Source organism: Butyricicoccus sp. AM05-1 (genome assembly GCF_003474415.1).
In the GTDB taxonomy this organism is placed as follows: domain Bacteria; phylum Bacillota; class Clostridia; order Oscillospirales; family Butyricicoccaceae; genus Agathobaculum; species Agathobaculum butyriciproducens.
In genome coordinates, this window is sequence record NZ_QUDG01000010.1 from 1 (window position 1) to 18,340 (window position 18,340).

Sequence of the window (18,340 nt, forward strand, 5' to 3'; positions counted from 1 at the left end):
CTTATTTAGTATATCAAAACCAGAAGCGTTTGTCAAGAACTTTTTTCGATTTATTTTTCAATCAATTTTCGTTCATCGACTCGATTCTATTTTGACCGCTGTCGAAACAGCTTATTCAGAATACCAAACTTTTCACCGTTTGTCAAGAACTTTTTTCAAATTCTTTTTGGTACGCTGAACCGCTGTTTGAAAACAGCTTATTCAGGATACCATCGTTCCCCCTGTTTTGTCAATAACTATTTTTCATTTTTCTGCATTTTATGCAACCCCTTGAGATACCGCCGTAAATCTGCTATACTGAATATATTATATAAAGATTTGTGAAGAGAAAAAGGAGGTGTCGGCTTGCCTATCAAGATAGCCGACAGTCTGCCGGCACGCGCCGTATTGGAGAGCGAAAACATTTTCGTTATGACCGAACACCGTGCCGCGACACAGGACATTCGTCCTCTTCGCATCGGTTTACTCAACCTGATGCCATTGAAAATCATTACCGAAACCCAGATCCTGCGCTGTTTATCCAACACGCCGATCCAGATCGAGGTCGATCTGATCCAGACCGAAACGTACCATTCCAAAAATACGCCGGAGGATCATCTTCTCACCTTCTACAAGACGTTCGACGATATCCGCGACCAGAAATATGACGGTTTTATCATCACCGGTGCGCCGGTAGAGACCATGCCGTTTGAGGAAGTCGAATACTGGAAGGAACTGACCGAGATCATGGACTGGACTAAAACGCACGTTCATTCCACGCTGCACATCTGCTGGGGTGCGCAGGCCGGTCTGTATTATCACTACGGTATTCCGAAGTACATGCTGCCCGAGAAAATGTCCGGTATTTTCAAGCACCATGTTCTGCTGCCGAAGGAGCCGCTGCTGCGCGGCTTCGATGATATCTTCTGCGCACCGCACTCGCGCCACACCGAGGTGCGTGCCGCCGACATCCGCAAAAATGATCGTCTGACCATTCTCGCGGAGTCGCACGAAGCCGGTGTGCACATCGTAGAGGCAATGAACGGCCGTCAGATCTTTGTGCTGGGTCACGGCGAGTACGACGCCGACACGCTCAAAAAGGAGTATGAGCGTGATCTGGCCAAAGGCATGAACCCGGAGGTGCCGCGCCATTACTTCCGCAACGATGATCCCAACGAGGACGTACTGGTGACCTGGAAGGCACATGCCAACCTGTTTTACACCAACTGGGTCAACTACTATGTGTACCAGACAACACCGTATTATCTGGACAAAATGTAATACCAAAGCCGCTCATCCATTGGATAGCGGCTTTTTTCACACAAAAAAGGGAGTATCAAAAGATACTCCCTTTCGTTTTACAGGTTCTGCTCTCTTCCCTCGTCTGCTGCGCCGACCAGATGGCACAGTGTCATCAGGCTGTCCGACAGATGCACGTTTTCGACCGGAACGCCCAGTCCCTCCAAATGAAGGTCCTCGCCGGTGAAATTCCACAGACCGCGGATACCGCGCTCTACCAGACCGTGTGCGATACGCGGGGCATCTCCGCGCGGAATGGTGAGCACCGCCACATCCGGCTTGTTGCGCTCAATAAACTCCGCAAGCGTATCCGCGCTGCGTACCTCATGGCCGCCAAAGCGCTGACCGATGAGCTGCGGATTTGCGTCAAACGCACACAGCAGTTCAAAGCCGCTGGCAGAAAAGTTAAAGTTATTAAGCAGTGCACGACCGAGGTTGCCGGCACCCAGCAGAATCGCCGTGCGGCCGGTCCGCAGACCCATGATCGCACCCAGCTCCTCCTGCAGTTTGTCGATATTATAGCCGTAGCCCTGCTGACCAAAGCCGCCGAAGCAGTTAAAGTCCTGACGAATCTGCGAAGCGGTCAGTCCCATGCGCTCTGCCAGTGCTTTGGAGGAGATACGCTGCTCCCCTTCAGCCTTCAGCTCACAAATATTCCGATAATAGCGAGGCAATCGCTGAATTACCGCTTTGGAAACCTCTTGCTTGTGTTCCACAGACCCTCTCCCTCTCTCAAATTCTATTTCTCGTGTAAATTACAACTTAGCGATGGTATCCAGCACATAATCGGTAAATTCCTGTGCAGTTGCACCGGTATCACGACCGGTAACAACAACCTTGCGCTCCTCTACCATGCAGATATCAAGTGCGCGGTCGAGCTTCTTCGCCAGTTCGATTTCACCGATGTGCTCAAGCAGCATAACAGCTGCACGCAGTACGGAGGACGGATCCGCGTACTTTGCGCGGCCTTCCTGTACCATACGCGGCGCAGAGCCATGAATTGCCTCGAACATCGCATAGCGCTTGCCGATATTGGCAGAGCCTGCCGTGCCGACACCGCCCTGAATCTCAGCAGCCTCGTCGGTGATGATGTCGCCGTACAGGTTCGGCAGAACAACGACCTTGAAGTCGCGGCGGCGCTTGTCATCGAGCAGCTTTGCGGTCATGATGTCGATGTACCAGTCGTCAAACTGTACTTCCGGATACTCCTTGGCTACCTTCTGGCAGGTATCGAGGAACTTGCCGTCGGTGGTTTTGATAATATTCGCCTTGGTGACGCAGGAAACGCGGTTCTTGCCGGTCTTGCGCGCATAGTCGAAGGCCAGACGAGCGATACGCTCGCAGCCCTGCGAGGTAGCTACGGTAAAGTCGATGAACAGATCGTCATCAATCTGTACGCCCTGAGAGCCGACAGCGTAGCCGCCCTCGGTGTTCTCGCGGTAGAACGTCCAGTCGATACCCAGCTCCGGCACCTTTACCGGGCGCACGTTGGCAAACAAGTCGAGACCCTTGCGCATTGCAACGTTTGCGGACTCTACGTTCGGCCACGGATCGCCCTTGCGCGGGGTCGTGGTGGGGCCCTTCAGGATAACGTGGCACTTCTTCAGCTCTTCCATAACGTCGGGCGGGATTGCGCAGCCGAGTTCAGCACGGCGCTCGATGGTCAGACCGTCGATCACGCGGAACTCCACCTTGCCGGCCTTTACCTTGTCTGCCAGCAGAACCTCCAGCGCATGCTGGGCCATGCCGGTGATCATCGGGCCGATGCCGTCGCCGCCGCACACGCCGATGATCAGCTTGTCCAGCTTGGAGTAATCAATAAAATCGTCCTGCTCCTTCATATCCATGATACGCTTGCGCTGGCTCTCTACAACTGCCTCAAATTTATCCAGAACAGACTGGTCGATAGACATGGTTTTGTCCTCCTACACCATTGATATTATTTTAACAAAAGAAAATATGGCTGTCAAGTCCGACCAGAGAACCCACTTGGCTCTCCGGCCGGCATAACGTCTTGACTTACTTGCTCTGCTGACGTGCGTACAGCAGCGTACCGCCTGCAAGCAGTGCGTGACGCTGGCGCTCGGAAACCTCACAGTCGGCCTTGAAGGTCTTGCCGCCGCAAACAACGGTGACCTGCTCGCCGTTCTTCACTTCCTCGAGCACGTTCGGCAGAGAGATTTCATCCAGCAGATTGACTGCATCGTAATCCGCCGGATCGGCAAAGGTCAGCGGGATGATGCCGGAGTTGACCAGATTTGCCTTGTGAATTCGTGCGAAGGACTTGCACAGTACGGCCTTTACGCCCAGATACAGCGGAACGAGCGCTGCATGCTCACGGGACGAGCCCTGACCATAGTTTGCGCCGCCGACAATTACGCCGCCGCCCTGCTCCTTGCAGCGGGACGGGAACTCCGGATCGACGTTGATGAAGCAGTAGTTGGAGTAGTACGGCACGTTCGAGCGGTACGGCAGCAGCTTTGCGCCGGCCGGCAGGATGTGGTCGGTGGTGATGTTGTCCTCGGTCTTGAGAACGACCTTGCCGGTGTAGGATGCCTCGAGTGCCTTGCCCAGCGGGAACGGCTTGATGTTCGGACCGCGAACGACCTCAACCTCAGCCGGATTCTCGGCCGGCTTTACGATCATGTTGTCGTTGATGGTGAAATGCTCGGGCATTTCGATCTCCGGCATCTCACCGAGGGTGCGCGGATCGGTCAGCACACCGGTCAGTGCAGACGCTGCTGCAACCTCCGGAGAGACGAGGAAGATCTGTGCATCCTGGGTGCCGGAACGGCCCTCAAAGTTGCGGTTGAAGGTACGCAGCGATACGCCGCCGGACTCCGGCGACTGGCCCATGCCGATGCAGGGACCGCAAGCGCATTCAAGGATACGCGCACCGGCCGAAATGATATCCGCCAGAGCGCCGTTCTGCGCCAGCATGTTGAACACCTGCTTGGAGCCGGGGCTGATGGTCAGAGAAACCTCCGGGCTTACGGTCTTGCCCTTGAGGATGGAGGCAACCTTCATCATGTCGTAGTAAGAGGAGTTGGTGCACGAACCGATGCAGCACTGGTTTACCTTGATCTCGCCGATCTCGGATACCTTCTTGACGTTATCCGGCATGTGCGGCATAGCAGCCAGCGGCTCCAGTGCGGACAGGTCTACGGTGTACTCCTCGTCGTACTCTGCGTCCGGGTCGGAGGACAGCGGTACCCATACGTCGCCGCGGCCCTGTGCCTCGAGGAACTTCTTGGTCGCCTCATCGGACGGGAAGATCGAGGTGGTAGCGCCCAGCTCAGCGCCCATATTAGTGATGGTGGCACGCTCCGGTACGGACAGGGTCTTTACGCCCTCGCCTGCGTACTCTACGATCTTGCCGACACCGCCCTTGACGGTCATCTGGCGCAGTACGTCCAGAATAACGTCCTTCGCAGATACCCACGGCGACAGCTTGCCGGTCAGGTTGACGCGGACCATCTTCGGCATCGGGATGTAGTACGCACCGCCGCCCATTGCGACTGCAACATCCAGACCGCCGGCACCGAACGCCAGCATGCCGATGCCGCCGCCGGTCGGCGTATGGCTGTCCGAACCGATCAGGGTCTTGCCCGGTGCGCCGAAGCGCTCCAGATGTACCTGATGGCAGATGCCGTTGCCTGCCTTCGAATAGTAGATGCCGTGCTTCTTAGCGACAGAACCGATATATTTGTGGTCGTCCGCATTCTCGAAGCCGGACTGCAGGGTATTGTGGTCAATGTAAGCGACCGAACGCTCGGTCTTGACCTGATCGACGCCCATCGCCTCAAACTGGAGATAAGCCATCGTGCCGGTGGCATCCTGCGTCAGCGTCTGATCGATCTTAAGGCCGATCTCCTGACCCAGTGCCATTTCGCCGTCTACCAAGTGCGCTTTCAAAATCTTCTGCGCGATTGTCATACCCATGTGTGTTTCCTTCGCTCCTTTATGTCCCGACGCGAAAGTCTTTCGCTTTCGCGCCCCATTCTCGTCAGAATGGGTGGTTGCGGCTTCCACAGCCTTCTCCACGGTGCAGCTCGCACCGTGCCCCAAAAAACAAAAATAGAAGTGGTGTTCGCATACACGAAACCACTTCTATTTTACAACATTCTATCGGTTTTGCAAAGCACTTTTCACCGCAGTGATTTGAAAAAGTTCAAGCCTTTTTCTGCGTTTTTTCAGCAGAATTACTGTTTTCGTCAGAAAGTCACTTGTATTTGTCGAAAAAGCGGTTTCGCAGCAGCTCAACTCACTTGTTCTCCTGCCATGTACCTTCCTCGGTCACTTCGATGACGCTGCTGGTCATATCCAGCTTGCGGTTTTCAAACGCTTCGCGGTTGTTCTCGTAGATGAGACGCAGACCCTCGAGCGTCAGGTTCGGGTCCACATCGTCGATAAGGTCGCAGTATTCCGCCATCATGCGGCCCATGCCGCCGGTAGCGACTACTCTTGCCTTGCCGCCCAGTTCCTTCTGGATATCCGTGATGATACCGGTCAGCGCGCCGACATAGCCGCGCACCGCACCGGACTGCATGGACTGCACAGTGGTCTTGCCGATGGCATTCTCCGGCCGCTCAATGTCCACGCGCGGCAGCTTGGACGCCTTGAGGAACAGCGCCTCCATCGCCACCTTCAGACCCGGGAAAATCGCGCCGCCCTGATACGCGCCGTTCTCGTCGATGGCGTCAAAGGTAGTCGCCGTGCCGATATCCACAATGATAAGCGGCTTGCCGTACTTGCGAACCGCAGAAACCGCGTTGACCAGTCGGTCCGCGCCGACCTCGCGCGGGTTGGCATAGCAGTTTTCAATGCCGATATCCGCATCGCGGCCCGCGATGACCGGCTGCACATACAGATACTTGCGGATGGCATTGATCAGCGTATACATCACCGGCGGCACGACCGACGCGATCACGACCGCCGTCGTTTCCGCGCAGCTGATCTCGTGGAAGTGGTAATACTGCGCGATCAGCATGCCCAGCTCATCCGAGGTGCGCTCAGAATTGGTGGAAATGCGGAACGAGCCGCGCAGCTTGTCTCCGTCATATAAACCGAACACCATGTTGGTGTTGCCTACGTCGATTGCTAAAAGCATAATGTTCTCCTAATTTTCTATTTCTCTTACAGACTCTCTTTTCGCAGCAGACTGCCGTCCTCATCGACCAGCTCGAGCAGCGTAGCCCGTCCGTTCTCGACAGTCAGCCGAGCATAGCTGGCCGGGCCGCCGCGCGGCAGACTGATGCTGCCCGGATTGCATACCCACACGCCGTTCTCCCGCTCGAGCATCATGCGGTGCGTATGCCCGAAAAAAGCAAGCGCGCAGTGCTCCTCGTAAGCCCGCTGCGGCACAATGCCGCTCGACAGCATGCCGACGCGCTCACGGTGGCCGTGCGTGATATAAATCCGCACGCCGCCCGGTGTCACAACCGCATTCAGCGGCACATCAGGGTCGAAATCGTTGTTGCCCCGCACGCGGTAGATCGGCATGGCCGGGAACACGCGCTCGATCTCGCGAGCATCCTCGGCGTGATCACCTAAGTGAATGACCGCATCCGGTTCTTCCCTGTCTACCGCAAAGGCCATTGCCATGTTATAGCCGTGGGAATCTGCAAATATCAGCACTTTCATGTTGTTCCCTCTCTCTGCGCCGCACATATAGCTGTATTTTACACCGAGTATCCCGCGATGTAAAGTAATTTTCTTGCGATCAGCCACAATTTATTTCCCTGTGCACACACTTCTCCTCCCGGCGGCATATACTGTCATGAAACAACTTCTTATGAGAGAGGACGGGACGCGAATGGATCAGAACGAACTGCTCCGCAGACTTGCGGCACAGGCCGGTGGAGATGCAGCACTCGAACGGCTTTCCGGTGCGCTCGGCACCGCAGACGGCAGACGTGCGGTCGAGCAGCTGTCCGCACAGCATGCCGCTGAGCTGGAACAGGCCGCAAAAGCCGCGCAAAGAGGTGACATGCGCAGCGCAGCGCAGGCAGCGCAAAAACTCATGCAGACACCCGAGGGTGCGCGGCTTGCCGCTCAGCTTCGGCACATTTTCGGCAAATAAGGAGGCTTTTGCATGGAAAACGATATGCTTTCCTCGCTGCTGAGCGACCCGGAGTCACTGCAGAACGCGATGAAAACCGTGTCCGACCTGCTCGGCGGTCAGCCGTCCGCACAGGCAGAGCCGCAGAGCACCTACGATCCGGCCTCCGAAATGATGCAGAAGGCGCTTCCGGTCATCGGCGCGATCGCGCAGAGCGGGCAGAATGCCGTAAAACCGGAAAAACGCGCACTGCTCGGTGCGCTCAAGCCGTTCGTTGCCGAGGAGGTCTCCGGCCAGTTCGACCGGGCACTCCGGCTGGTGAGCATGGCGCGAATGGCCCGCGCGGCACTCGGACAGGTGAACCGCTCTGCAGACGATACCGCGCCGCGAGCCTTATAGGAGGTGCTGACCCATGTATAACCGCTATCTTGCCGCCGCAGAGCAGACCGCACCGGAAACAAACGAACCGCCGCAGAGCAGCACCTTTTCCGGTCTCGGACGCACGCTGAATGAGCGTCTGCAGGGTGTCCGGCTGGACATGGATACTATGATCGCCCTGCTCATCGTGTGGTTCCTGCTAATGGACGATGACGGCGTGGTGGATTGGGAACAGTTTCTGCTCACCGCCGCCCTGCTCCTGTTTGGGCTGTGAGTACATGAAAAAACTGCTGCACCGAAGTTTATGCAGCAGTTTTTATTTATCATGTTGAATAATGGAAAATGGAGAATTGAGGATGGAGAATGAAGGTATCGTGCATAGCACGATTATTTAATCCGCGCCTTCGGCGCGTACATTCATTTTCCATTCTCCATTTTCCAATTACAAAATAGGTCCCGAGCCATCATCCTTCTCCTTGGTGATGGACTTGATCACAACAGTATAGCTGTCGCCCTCCTCTGTGGTGACATCCACCCGGTCACCGACCTTTTTGCCGAGCACCGCCTTACCGAGCGGTGCCTTGCAGCTGATTCTGCCGTTCAGCGGATCACACCGCACGGTCGTTACCACCTGAATGGTATCCGTGTCATCATCGTCCTCAAACAGCAGCTCCACCTTATCGAACAGACCGACCTCATCCGCGCCCGCTTTATCCTCAATCACATGCGCGGATTTAATCATGCGCTCCAGATAGCGGATGCGGCTGCGGTTGCGGTTCTGCGCCTGCTTGGCGGCTTTGTATTCAAAATTTTCACTCAGGTCGCCGAACGCGCGTGTGCGCTTGACCTCCTCGATCAGCTCGGGCATCAGCTCCAGCTTGCGGTGGTCCAGTTCCTTCTGCATCATTTCAATGTCCTGTGCGGTCAGATCGTCATGCATAGCTTTTCATTTCCTTTCATGCTTCCATGCTCATGCCTTAGATTATATGCTGTTTGACGGAATTTTGCAACGCCTGTCCTCCCGTCAAATTTCCGCATGGTCAACTTCACGTGATAACCGCGCAGAATGTTCAACAATTTGCACAATTTTCTATTTTTCTGCCATTTTGATTTGCTGTATCGTTTTCTATATGATATACTGTTGCTATACACCTGTACACCACAAAGCAGGGTGCCGACGTTTTCCGTTGGCCGCCCTGCTTTTTTGCTGTGTAAGGGAGAATCACAAAAAGGGGAATAAAAACATCATGGGAACTGCATTTTTGCGGCAGCTTCAGCAGGAATTCAAGGGCTATAACGGGCAGAAGCTGGCCAAGGACCTGATGGCTGGTCTGACCGTTGCGGCAGTGGCGCTGCCTCTGGCACTGGCGTTCGGCGTATCGGCCGGTGCAACAGCGGCCTGCGGCCTGGTTACGGCGATTGTTGCCGGTCTTATCATCTCGGCGCTGACCGGCGGCTATTATCAGATTTCCGGCCCGACCGGTGCGATGGCAGCCATTCTCGGCTCGCTGATCGCGACCTACGGCATGCAGGGCATGTTCGTGGCAACCTTTCTCGCCGGTGCGCTGCTCATCCTTGCGGCTGTGCTGCATCTCGGCAACCTGACCGCCTTCGTACCCGCGCCGGTTATCACCGGTTTTACCTCGGGTATTGCGGTCATCATCGCGATGGGTCAGATCGACAACTTCTTCGGCACGCACTCGGAAGGGGCCAGTGCGATTGCGAAGATCATCTCGTATAAGGATCTCGGCTTTCATCCGGATATTGCTACCACGCTGATCGCGCTTTTTGTCGTTCTGCTGATGGTGTTCTTCCCGAAAAAGTGGAACGCGGTCGTACCGGCCTCGCTCATCGGCATTATCATCGCAACTGCGGCAACGATGATTCTGAAGCTCGATATAGCAACCGTCGGCGAGATTCCGAAAACGCTCATGCTGCCGGATCGTCTGTCTCCGGCACAGATTGACTGGAACACGGTTCCTGCTCTGCTGGCACCGGCATTCTCCATCGCGGTGCTGAACATGCTCGAAAGCCTGCTGTGCGGTGCGTCTGCCGGCCGCGCGACCGGCGTCAAGCTCAACAACGATCAGGAGCTGTTCGCACAGGGCGTCGGCAACATGGTGCTGCCGATGTTCGGCGGCATTCCGGCAACTGCCGCTCTGGCGCGTACCTCGGTAGCGGTTCGCTCGGGTGCGCAGACCCGTCTGACCGGCATCTTCCATGCGGTCGGTCTGCTGATCATGATGTTTCTGCTCGCGCCGGTCATTCAGAATGTGCCGCTGGCCGGTCTGGCAGGCGTGCTGATGGTCACTGCATGGCGCATGAACGAGTGGCACGCCATCAAGTACATGTTCAGCCACCGTTTCAAGGGTGCCATGGCGAAATTTATCGTCACCATGATCTGCACCATCGTATTCGATCTGACGGTTGCGATCGTAGTCGGTGTCGGTCTCGGCCTGATCCTGATGGTTGCCCGTCTGTCCAAGCTGCAGATCAACTACGAGCGTGTTGACATGTCCCGTATCAAGAACAACGACGAGGCGCTGAGTGAACGTTACCGCAACGCAATGGTCGCTTACATCACCGGTCCGCTGATCTTCGCCAACATCGATACCATCGAGCAGCTGACCGAGCGTGTCGGCACCTGTGATACGCTGCTGCTGTCCATGCGCGGCGTGCCGTATATTGATATTTCGGCGGCACAGGCGCTGATGGATATTCTTCGTTCGCTGCACGAAAACGGCGTGGATATCGTACTGTGCGGCCTGCCGAGCAGTGCCATGAATATGATGCACCGCTCCGGTATTTATGATATGGTCGGTGAACAGGGCTTCTACTGGAGCGTAGAACGTGCTCTGCTGGACCTTCGTCCGTATACCGGCAAAAAGTAACAATGCACAAGGCGTATGTTTGAGACATACGCCTTTTCTCTCGTGAATATTATACAAATTCTTTTCATGGTTTTAATGCAATATAACGAAATTGCGTATTGCGTTTTTTCTGAAATGCGCTATAATAATATCGTAATCAGAAAGAACAGAAAAAATGTTAGCAGCACCCGTCAGAAGACGGATTAAAGGAGGCTCATTATCATGACTAAGAAGAATTACATCCGCACGCTCGGTACGATCGCTGAATCCATGTTTATGCAGAACCCCAGCTACTCCTGGAGAGGCAGCACGGCTTGCCGCGATTTCTCCAAGACCCGCAAGTAAAATAAACAATAGAAAGACCGCTGTATGATTGTACAGCGGTCTTTTTCCGGTTTGCGCGGTGGAAACACCACGGATTCCCCGTCCGGGCACTTGACAAAAGCCCGTCAGACCTTTACAATAATACTGTTGTCTGCAGGGTTAGTTCATCGGTAGAACGGTCGCTTCCCAAGCCACAGAGGCGGGTTCGATTCCCGTACCCTGCTCCAAAAAAACACAGCCATCCAAATGGATGGCTGTGTTTTTTCATATAACGGGTGCCGAATCAAACGCACGGTTTCGCCCGAAGAGCAAGAGAAGCTCCCCGGAGAGACCCGTGTCGCGCCGCTCGTTGATGCGAAAGCTGTCCTCGGCTCTATGTACTTAGCCCTTGCGGATATCCTTAATGAGCTTTTCCTTCTCCTTGGCTTCCTTCTTTTCTTCCTTGAGACGCTTTTTCTCCGACTCGTACTCCTTGCTCGGACGCTTGCCGCAGTAATGAACCTCATATCGCTCGATACAGTCCTTGATCACCTTGACTGCCACCGAACGCGTCAGCGCGTCCGACGTTGCGGTGTACTTGTGCTCCAGACTCTTGTAAATCTCGAAGAAATGCGCGATCTCGTTGCCGTGATGCGGCGGCAGCTGGTCGATATCATGATAATAGTTCCAGTTCGGGTCCTCGAACGGAATGGCGATGATCTTATCGTCGATCTCGTCATCATCAATCATGCGGATCACACCGATCGGATAGCAGTCCACCTCGACCATCGGGTCAAGCGTTTCACTGCACAGCACGAGCACATCCAGCGGATCGCCGTCGCCCGCATAAGTGCGCGGAATAAAGCCGTAATTTGCCGGATAATGCGTTGAAGTATACAGAATACGATCCAGCCGCAGCAGACCGGTCTGCTTGTCCAGCTCATACTTTTTCTTGCTGCCTGCCGGAATTTCAATGACTGCCGTAAAGCTCTCCGGCGTTACGCGACTCGGATCAATGTCATGCCAGATGTTGATCATATCTGATTCTCTCCCTCTTTCTTCTTATTTTATATCCAGTATAACAGAGCTTTTCATTTCCCGCAAGACCTGCGGAGGAAAGAAACTTTTTATGCATTTTACATGAAACACATTGTTCCTTCACAAAAGCGCAGTATAATAGTAACGATAGAATGACGGCGTATGCCACCGCGAAGGGGGATATGATATGACACAGAAGATTTGGGAGCAGGGCTGCACCCAGAACCGTGAGCTTTCGTGGCTGCAGTTCAACGCCCGCGTGCTCGCCGAGGCGGAGGATGAGAACGTGCCTCTGCTCGAGCGTTTCAAATTCCTCGCAATCTTTACCAGTAATCTGGATGAGTTCTTCATGATCCGTGTCGGCAGCCTGTGCGACATGGCCGCCGTGGACAAGGAGCATACCGACAGTAAATCCGGTCTGACCGCCAAAGAGCAGCTGCATCTGATCTACAAGGCGGTTGAGCCGCTCTATGCACGTCGTGATGCGGCGTTCTCCGATGTGGACAGCAAGCTGAGTGCGATCGGTCTGCGCCGACTGACAATGGATTCGCTTGCGCCGGACGAACAGAAATACATCAAGCGGTATTTCAAGGATATCATTGCGCCGGTTCTCTCGCCGCAGATCGTGGACTCGCACCATCCGTTCCCGCACCTTGAGGGCAAGGTGCTGCATATTGCCGCGCTGCTCAGCCACAAGAAAACCGAGCGGCTCGGTCTGCTGCCCGTACCCGCATCGCTGCCGCCGGTTGTGTTCCTGCCGGAGACACCGTCGCGCTATATTCTCACCGAGGACATTCTGCTCGCCTACGCTGACCATGTGTTCGAGATGTACGACGTACTTGAAAAGACCGTGCTCTGCGTTACCCGCAATGCGGATATTCAGGTGGACGACGAGACCTTCGGCGTAGAAGGCGGAGATTTTCGCAAAAAGATGGAAAAGCTGCTGCGGCAGCGCCGCCGCATGGCTGTCGTGCGCGTAGAAATCAACCGTCCCATCAGCAACCACTTCAAGGAGCACTTCCGCAGCCGCTTTGAGGTCAGCGATGCACAGATTTTCCTGTCGCGCACAGCACCGCTCAAGCTCGGGTATGCGTTCTCGCTCGGCGAACACCTGCCGGAAAAAAAACGCGCATTTCTCAGCGACGCGCCCTTCACGCCGCAGCAGCCGGCCATGCTGTCTATCGGTCAGAGTCTGCTCAAGGCCGCTCTGCAGCGGGATATTCTGCTGTCCTATCCGTATGAGAGCATGGAGCCGTTCCTGCAGATGATTCGTGAAGCGGCAAACGACCCGGCTGTACTGGCGATCCGCATCACGATTTACCGGCTGGCAAGCAAGACAAAGCTGGTCGAATACCTGTGTGCTGCCGCCGAAAACGGCAAGGACGTTACCGCACTCATTGAGCTGCGCGCGCGCTTTGACGAGCAGAACAACATTGACTGGTCCGAACGCATGGAAGAAGCCGGCTGCAAGATCATTTACGGCTTTGAGGATTACAAGGTGCACTCCAAGATCTGCCTGATCACCCGCAGAGAACGCGGAGCCGTCCGCCATATTACGCAGGTCGGCACCGGCAACTACAACGAGAAAACCGCCAAGCAGTACACGGACGTGTCGCTCATCACGGCGGATGAACGCATCGGTCAGGACGCAGGCGCGTTCTTCAACAACATGGCGCTCGGCAACCTGTCCGGACGCTACAGCCGCCTGTTCGTCGCGCCGACCAGCCTGAAAAACAACATTCTGGCGCTGATGGACGAGCAGATTGCCAAAGGCAAGGACGGTTACATCCTGCTTAAGTTCAATTCGCTGACCGATATCGATGTAATCGCCAAGCTGCGGGAGGCATCCTGCGCAGGCGTCACAGTCGAGATGATCGTGCGCGGCATCTGTTGCCTGCTGCCCGGTGTGCCGGGCCACACCGAGAACATCACAGTAACGAGCATTGTCGGACGTTTTCTTGAGCATTCCCGCATTTATGTGTTCGGCCGCGGTGACGAGGAAAAAATGTATATCTCCTCCGCCGATCTGATGACACGCAACACCGAACGCCGCGTTGAAATTGCCTGTCCGATTGACGATCCTGCCGTCCGTACCCGCCTGCATGATATTCTCTATGCCATGCAGCACGATACTGTCAAGGCGCGTGTGCTGCAGCCGGACGGCACCTACTGCAAAAAGCCTGCCGTTCAGGACCCCATCTGCGCACAGGATCTGCTTATGCAGCAGGCCATTGAGAACGCCCGCAAGCAGGCCGCACAGCCTGCGCCGCATCCGGGTTTCCTCGAGAAAATCCGAAAATGGTTCTCCGGTTCCTGAACAAATGGACTGTCGAAAACTTCGTTTTCCCGACAGACTGAAAAAGAGAGGCTTCAAAGCCTCTCTTTTTCTATTTATTCTGCAGTTTTCTTTGCCGTCTTTTTTTCCGGCTTGCCAATCTTCTGATTGATGTATGCCGGAACTTCCTTGAGCGGAATACCGAGTGCAACCGAAAGCTCGCTGTTAAGCAGTTCCTCGGCACGTTTGCGGTAGCGCTGATCGACCTGACTGACACGGCGTCCGTGCCGACGCGACTTGGCGTAAACCGTCTTGATCAGCTGCACAAGCTCCTCGCAGTCGTGGCTCTGCAGCGCCGCCTGATAATGCTCATTCGCCATGCGGACGCTGTGACAGACAAAGTGGTCCTCTTCGATGTCAGGAATAGAATTGATGAGTTCCTCTGCTTTTTCACGGGAGATCACCGGACGGGTAAACACCGGCGAATCCGTCGGAATATAGATGGTCTCCGTGCCCGTTACCGGTACCAGCGTATAGTACAGCTTATCCTCCTCGGTCTCGAACGGCGGCTTGCCGATTGACTCTACCCGGCACACACTGTTGGTTCCGTACACAATGAACTCTCCTGCCTGATACATCAAGATGCCTCCTCACACATCGCGTTTCATTCTGTTTCCGTCATCCACTTTTTCTGATATAATTATAGCACATTCCCCTGCAAATTGTAAGTTTTATTTGCTCTTTTCCTCATTTTTCGGCAATTTGACGTATATTTTCGCTGTAAAACCGCACGTCCGTGCGCAAAATTTCTCCTGCATATGAAAAAGCACCGTACATAAAGTACGGTGCTGAGACTGTCGAAAAACTTCGTTTTTCCGACAATCTGTGTTTTGACTTTGCAAAACACGGACGTCCGAAAGTTCCCATGCGGAAACTTTCTCCCTCTGAAAGTATGAAAACCGAGGTACACGCCCTCAGTTTTCATGCATTTGCGCCGCAAATGCTATTTCATGCGCGCTGCCGCGCGGCAGCGGCAGCAGCGCTAAAACGGACTTTATTGACAACCCGAAGCACCGTACATAAAGTACGGTGCTTTGGGTTTCAGCTTTTAGCCTTCGATTGCCGTGTAATCATCCGGAACGGTGATGCCCAGTTTCTCGCAGTTAGCCTTGTTGTACATCTTCGTGAAGTTCGGTGCGGCCTGTACTTCCATATCGCCCGGGTTTGCGCCGTTGGCGAGGATCTCGTAAGCCATCTCGCCGGTAGCCTGACCCAGCTCATAGTAGTCGATCGACAGGGTAGCTACGCCGCAGCCGTTGCAGATACCCTGCTCGCCTGCGATAACCGGAATATTTTCCGGGATAACAACGTTTGCAATTGCCTCGGTGCAGGAAGCAGCGGTGTTATCGGTCGGGATATACATAACATCGCTTGCCGCAGCAGCCTTCTGCGCTACGGAAGCAACGTCGTTGGAGTCGGTGAACGCATACTCGGTGCAGGTGTAACCCAGCTTCTCAAGCAGCGGCTTGATGGTATCGATCTGGTACTTGGAGTTCGGCTCAGCGGAGCAGTACAGCAGACCTACGTTCTTGGCATCCGGGAACAGCTCCTTGAGCATATCGGCCTGACCGTCAAGCGGTGCAAGGTCGGTGGTGCCGGAGATGTTGGTGCCGGTCTTGCCGGTCCAGTCGGATACGCCGAGTGCGGTGCCGTAGTCGGTTACCGAAGTGCCGAGGATCGGAATATCAGAGGTGCCGGCCTGTGCTGCCTGCAGTGCTGCGGTAGCGTTCGCCATAATCAGGTCAACGCCTTCGGAAACAAAGCCGTTTACAATCGTGGTGCAGTTTGCGGACTCGCCGGAAGCATTCTGCGGATCAAATTCAACCGAACCGCCGTCAGCCTCAACCAGCTCCTTCAGCTTATCCTGAAAACCCTGCGTAGCCGCATCCAGTGCCTCATGCTGAACCAACTGAACGATGCCTACCTTGTAGCTGCCTGCACCGGAATCACCGGAGGCTGCATTGCTGTCATCGCTGCTGGAGCTGCTGCCGCCGCAGGCGGCCATCGTGAGTGCCATGGCGCTGGCCATCAGCGCTGCGAGTAATCTCTTCTTCATGGAAAACCCTTCTTTGTTCAAATTTTACTTTTAACAGAACTTTTGTACTTCTGTTGCTTCATCATTTTAGCAGTTAAAAGAGTGCAAGTCAAGTATACCGTTCAATTTTCTTACGATAAGAATTATCTATCCGTCATTTTTTACAATATCAACTTTGCAATTTGTTAACAATCTGTAAGGATTGTCAAATTCCAGTTGACCCTCGCTCCTGTCTATCGTACAATAGAGGTAACAAAAGCAGCACCGGTGAATCAGCTTCACGGTGCTGCTCTGCTACGATTTATATTACAATTTTTAAGGAGCGATACTATGAATATTTCGTTCTTCCTGAAACCCAAGGTAGAGGTTTCCTACTTAACCGAAAGCTGCCCGGTGCAGAAGGCCATTGACGACATGCTCCGCAGCGGCTTCACAGCGATTCCGGTGGTAGACGCCAAGGGCAAATACGCCGGAACGATCACCGAAGGTGATTTCCTGCGGCTGGTGCTGCATTACCCGAAGGAAACCCTCGAACAGCTGACCGTCGGTCAGGTTGAACTGCGGATACATCACCGCTCGGTAAGCATTGATGCACGCATGGAGGATATGGTCGATCTGGTCACAGCGCAGAATTTTGTACCTGTAGTGGACGGACGCGGTATCTTCTGCGGTATTGTCACCCGTCGGGATGTGATCACCTATCTGTGCAAGCAGCTCGGTAATTAGCGCAGCAGTTCGCGGTATGTATCCTCGCTGTCCGGCTGACCGACAACGGCCAGAGAAGCCTTCGAGCGGTCGAACACACGGCGGGCAAGGTTCAGGATATCATCTGCGGTCACACTGTCGTAGGAATCGAGCACTTCCTCGATCTTGGATACCTCGCCGCGCAGCAGCTCGCTGCGGCCAATGGTCATCATGCGGTTGCCGGTGTTCTCCAGACCCATGAGCAGCGTTGTCTTGACCTGCTCGCGACAGCGCGACAGTTCATCCGGCGCCGGTCCGTTCTGGCAGAATTCATCGAGTTCACGCAGGATGAGATCGAGCGCCTTTCGCTCGGTTTCCTGTCCCAGACCGGTGTAGATGGACAGCAGGCCGGTATCCAGATGCGGCGTGGTGAACGTGTAGATGGAGTAGCACAGGCCGTTCTGCTCGCGCACGCTCTGGAACAGGCGGGACGACATGCCGCCGCCGAGGATGGAGCTAAGCAGGTTCATTGTAAAGCGGTCCTCGCTGACAAGCGATACGCCCGGAAAGGACAGGCACAGGTGGTTCTGCTCGATCTCCTTATCCCTTAGGAACAGGCTCGGCTGATAGGCTGCCGGTGTGATAACGTTTTTGCCCTCGCCCTGCATCTCGGAGAACAGCTCCTCGATAAAGTCGAGATCATCATCGGTAAAGTGGCCGGAAACCGCAACAACCGTATCCTGCGGGCGGTAATATTCGCGCATATACTTGTGCAGTGTTTCCGAAGTCATCGGCTCGAGCGTTTCCGCCGTGCCGAGGATCGGACGGCCGAGTGCCGAACCGTCGTAGCAGCGCTCGAACAGCTTATCGATGGCGACATCCTCCGGAGAATCCTCGTACATGTCGATCTCCTCGAGAACGACACCGCGCTCCAGCTCCAGATCCTCCTGTGCAAAGCGGGAATGCAGGAACATATCCGCCAGCAGAGCCACCCCGTTTTTCAGCCGGCTGTCCAGAACCTTCATATAGTAGCAGGTGCATTCCTTATCTGTGAATGCATTCGCCTGCCCGCCTAATGCGTCGATCGCGATTGCAATATGGCGGGCAGAGCGTTTTTCTGTGCCCTTGAAGATCATGTGCTCGATGAAATGCGATACGCCGCCGAGCTCTGCGGGTTCGTATCGGCTGCCGTTGCCGACCCAGATGCCGACCGACACCGTGCGCATGTTGTCGATCCGTTCGGTAATCAAGCGCACACCGTTCGGGAGAATTCGTTTTACATACATAGGTTTTTACCTGCTTTCTGTTTGTACTCTTTCTCTCTATTTCTTATAGCAGTTATCGCCATATAAGAACAG

At 54.7% G+C, this 18,340-nt stretch carries 18 protein-coding genes and 1 tRNA gene; 9 read left to right on the top strand and 10 right to left on the bottom strand.

Annotation, left to right across the window (positions count from 1 at the left end; translation table 11 throughout):
• Nucleotides 1-345 precede the first annotated feature (345 nt).
• Nucleotides 346-1,260 (top strand): homoserine O-acetyltransferase MetA, encoded by a 915-nt coding sequence (gene metA, locus DW088_RS12280; RefSeq protein WP_118360959.1) that lies wholly within the window; start codon nucleotides 346-348, stop codon nucleotides 1,258-1,260.
• Nucleotides 1,261-1,337: 77 nt separating this feature from the next.
• Here metA and DW088_RS12285 read toward each other — a convergent pair whose 3' ends face one another.
• From DW088_RS12285 to DW088_RS12305, 5 genes are all read right to left on the bottom strand, one after another.
• Complete coding sequence (locus DW088_RS12285; RefSeq protein WP_118360961.1) at nucleotides 1,338-1,994, bottom strand: redox-sensing transcriptional repressor Rex; 657 nt, start codon at nucleotides 1,992-1,994, stop codon at nucleotides 1,338-1,340.
• A gap of 39 nt (nucleotides 1,995-2,033) precedes the next feature.
• Nucleotides 2,034-3,191: an isocitrate/isopropylmalate family dehydrogenase gene (locus tag DW088_RS12290; RefSeq protein WP_118360963.1), complete on the bottom strand. Its 1,158-nt coding sequence runs from the start codon at nucleotides 3,189-3,191 to the stop codon at nucleotides 2,034-2,036.
• Between the two features lie 106 nt (nucleotides 3,192-3,297).
• The gene (locus DW088_RS12295; protein ID WP_118360965.1) at nucleotides 3,298-5,220 is read right to left on the bottom strand and encodes an aconitate hydratase; all 1,923 of its coding nucleotides are present in this window, start codon (nucleotides 5,218-5,220) and stop codon (nucleotides 3,298-3,300) included.
• Nucleotides 5,221-5,542: 322 nt separating this feature from the next.
• Nucleotides 5,543-6,388, bottom strand: coding sequence for a type III pantothenate kinase (locus DW088_RS12300; RefSeq protein ID WP_118286099.1), 846 nt, complete (start codon nucleotides 6,386-6,388; stop codon nucleotides 5,543-5,545).
• Between the two features lie 26 nt (nucleotides 6,389-6,414).
• Nucleotides 6,415-6,921, bottom strand: coding sequence for a metallophosphoesterase family protein (locus tag DW088_RS12305; protein ID WP_158574688.1), 507 nt, complete (start codon nucleotides 6,919-6,921; stop codon nucleotides 6,415-6,417).
• A 172-nt stretch (nucleotides 6,922-7,093) separates the two neighbouring features.
• Here DW088_RS12305 and DW088_RS12310 point away from each other — a divergent pair, with 172 nt between their 5' ends.
• The 3 genes from DW088_RS12310 to DW088_RS12320 are packed head-to-tail and all read left to right on the top strand — an operon-like array spanning nucleotide 7,094 to nucleotide 7,991.
• Nucleotides 7,094-7,360, top strand: a complete 267-nt coding sequence (locus DW088_RS12310; RefSeq protein ID WP_118360969.1) for a hypothetical protein — start codon at nucleotides 7,094-7,096, stop codon at nucleotides 7,358-7,360.
• A gap of 12 nt (nucleotides 7,361-7,372) precedes the next feature.
• Nucleotides 7,373-7,738: a hypothetical protein gene (locus DW088_RS12315; RefSeq protein WP_118360971.1), complete on the top strand. Its 366-nt coding sequence runs from the start codon at nucleotides 7,373-7,375 to the stop codon at nucleotides 7,736-7,738.
• 13 nt (nucleotides 7,739-7,751) lie between these two features.
• Nucleotides 7,752-7,991, top strand: a complete 240-nt coding sequence (locus tag DW088_RS12320; protein WP_118360973.1) for a hypothetical protein — start codon at nucleotides 7,752-7,754, stop codon at nucleotides 7,989-7,991.
• Between the two features lie 168 nt (nucleotides 7,992-8,159).
• Here the strand turns inward: DW088_RS12320 and DW088_RS12325 are convergent, their stop codons facing one another.
• The gene (locus DW088_RS12325; protein WP_117488359.1) at nucleotides 8,160-8,657 is read right to left on the bottom strand and encodes a GreA/GreB family elongation factor; all 498 of its coding nucleotides are present in this window, start codon (nucleotides 8,655-8,657) and stop codon (nucleotides 8,160-8,162) included.
• 307 nt (nucleotides 8,658-8,964) lie between these two features.
• On the opposite strand from DW088_RS12325, the gene DW088_RS12330 reads away from it, so the two are divergent.
• The 3 genes from DW088_RS12330 to DW088_RS12335 all read left to right on the top strand — a co-directional run bounded on the left by DW088_RS12330 (nucleotide 8,965) and on the right by DW088_RS12335 (nucleotide 11,138).
• A complete protein-coding gene (locus DW088_RS12330) occupies nucleotides 8,965-10,608 on the top strand; it encodes a SulP family inorganic anion transporter (protein WP_118360975.1) in 1,644 nt (547 codons plus the stop codon).
• 201 nt (nucleotides 10,609-10,809) lie between these two features.
• Entirely contained in the window at nucleotides 10,810-10,932 is a 123-nt protein-coding gene (locus tag DW088_RS16565) for a hypothetical protein (RefSeq protein WP_256372144.1), read from the top strand.
• A gap of 132 nt (nucleotides 10,933-11,064) precedes the next feature.
• Nucleotides 11,065-11,138: transfer RNA gene (locus tag DW088_RS12335), tRNA-Gly, on the top strand.
• A gap of 154 nt (nucleotides 11,139-11,292) precedes the next feature.
• Here DW088_RS12335 and DW088_RS12340 read toward each other — a convergent pair.
• Nucleotides 11,293-11,925 (bottom strand): inorganic diphosphatase, encoded by a 633-nt coding sequence (locus DW088_RS12340; protein WP_118361143.1) that lies wholly within the window; start codon nucleotides 11,923-11,925, stop codon nucleotides 11,293-11,295.
• A gap of 190 nt (nucleotides 11,926-12,115) precedes the next feature.
• Between DW088_RS12340 and ppk1 the strand changes: the two genes are divergently transcribed.
• Entirely contained in the window at nucleotides 12,116-14,245 is a 2,130-nt protein-coding gene (gene ppk1, locus DW088_RS12345; RefSeq protein WP_118360977.1) for a polyphosphate kinase 1, read from the top strand.
• Nucleotides 14,246-14,319: 74 nt separating this feature from the next.
• On the opposite strand, the gene DW088_RS12350 is transcribed toward ppk1, so the two are convergent.
• Both DW088_RS12350 and DW088_RS12355 read right to left on the bottom strand, forming a co-directional pair.
• A complete protein-coding gene (locus tag DW088_RS12350) occupies nucleotides 14,320-14,841 on the bottom strand; it encodes a CarD family transcriptional regulator (protein WP_118360979.1) in 522 nt (173 codons plus the stop codon).
• Between the two features lie 470 nt (nucleotides 14,842-15,311).
• Nucleotides 15,312-16,319, bottom strand: a complete 1,008-nt coding sequence (locus DW088_RS12355; protein WP_118360981.1) for an ABC transporter substrate-binding protein — start codon at nucleotides 16,317-16,319, stop codon at nucleotides 15,312-15,314.
• A gap of 309 nt (nucleotides 16,320-16,628) precedes the next feature.
• Between DW088_RS12355 and DW088_RS12360 the strand changes: the two genes are divergently transcribed.
• Nucleotides 16,629-17,024: a CBS domain-containing protein gene (locus tag DW088_RS12360; RefSeq protein WP_118360983.1), complete on the top strand. Its 396-nt coding sequence runs from the start codon at nucleotides 16,629-16,631 to the stop codon at nucleotides 17,022-17,024.
• Here DW088_RS12360 and DW088_RS12365 read toward each other — a convergent pair.
• Entirely contained in the window at nucleotides 17,021-18,268 is a 1,248-nt protein-coding gene (locus DW088_RS12365; RefSeq protein WP_118360985.1) for a M16 family metallopeptidase, read from the bottom strand. The genes DW088_RS12360 and DW088_RS12365 overlap by 4 nt on opposite strands.
• Nucleotides 18,269-18,340: the final 72 nt, after the last annotated feature.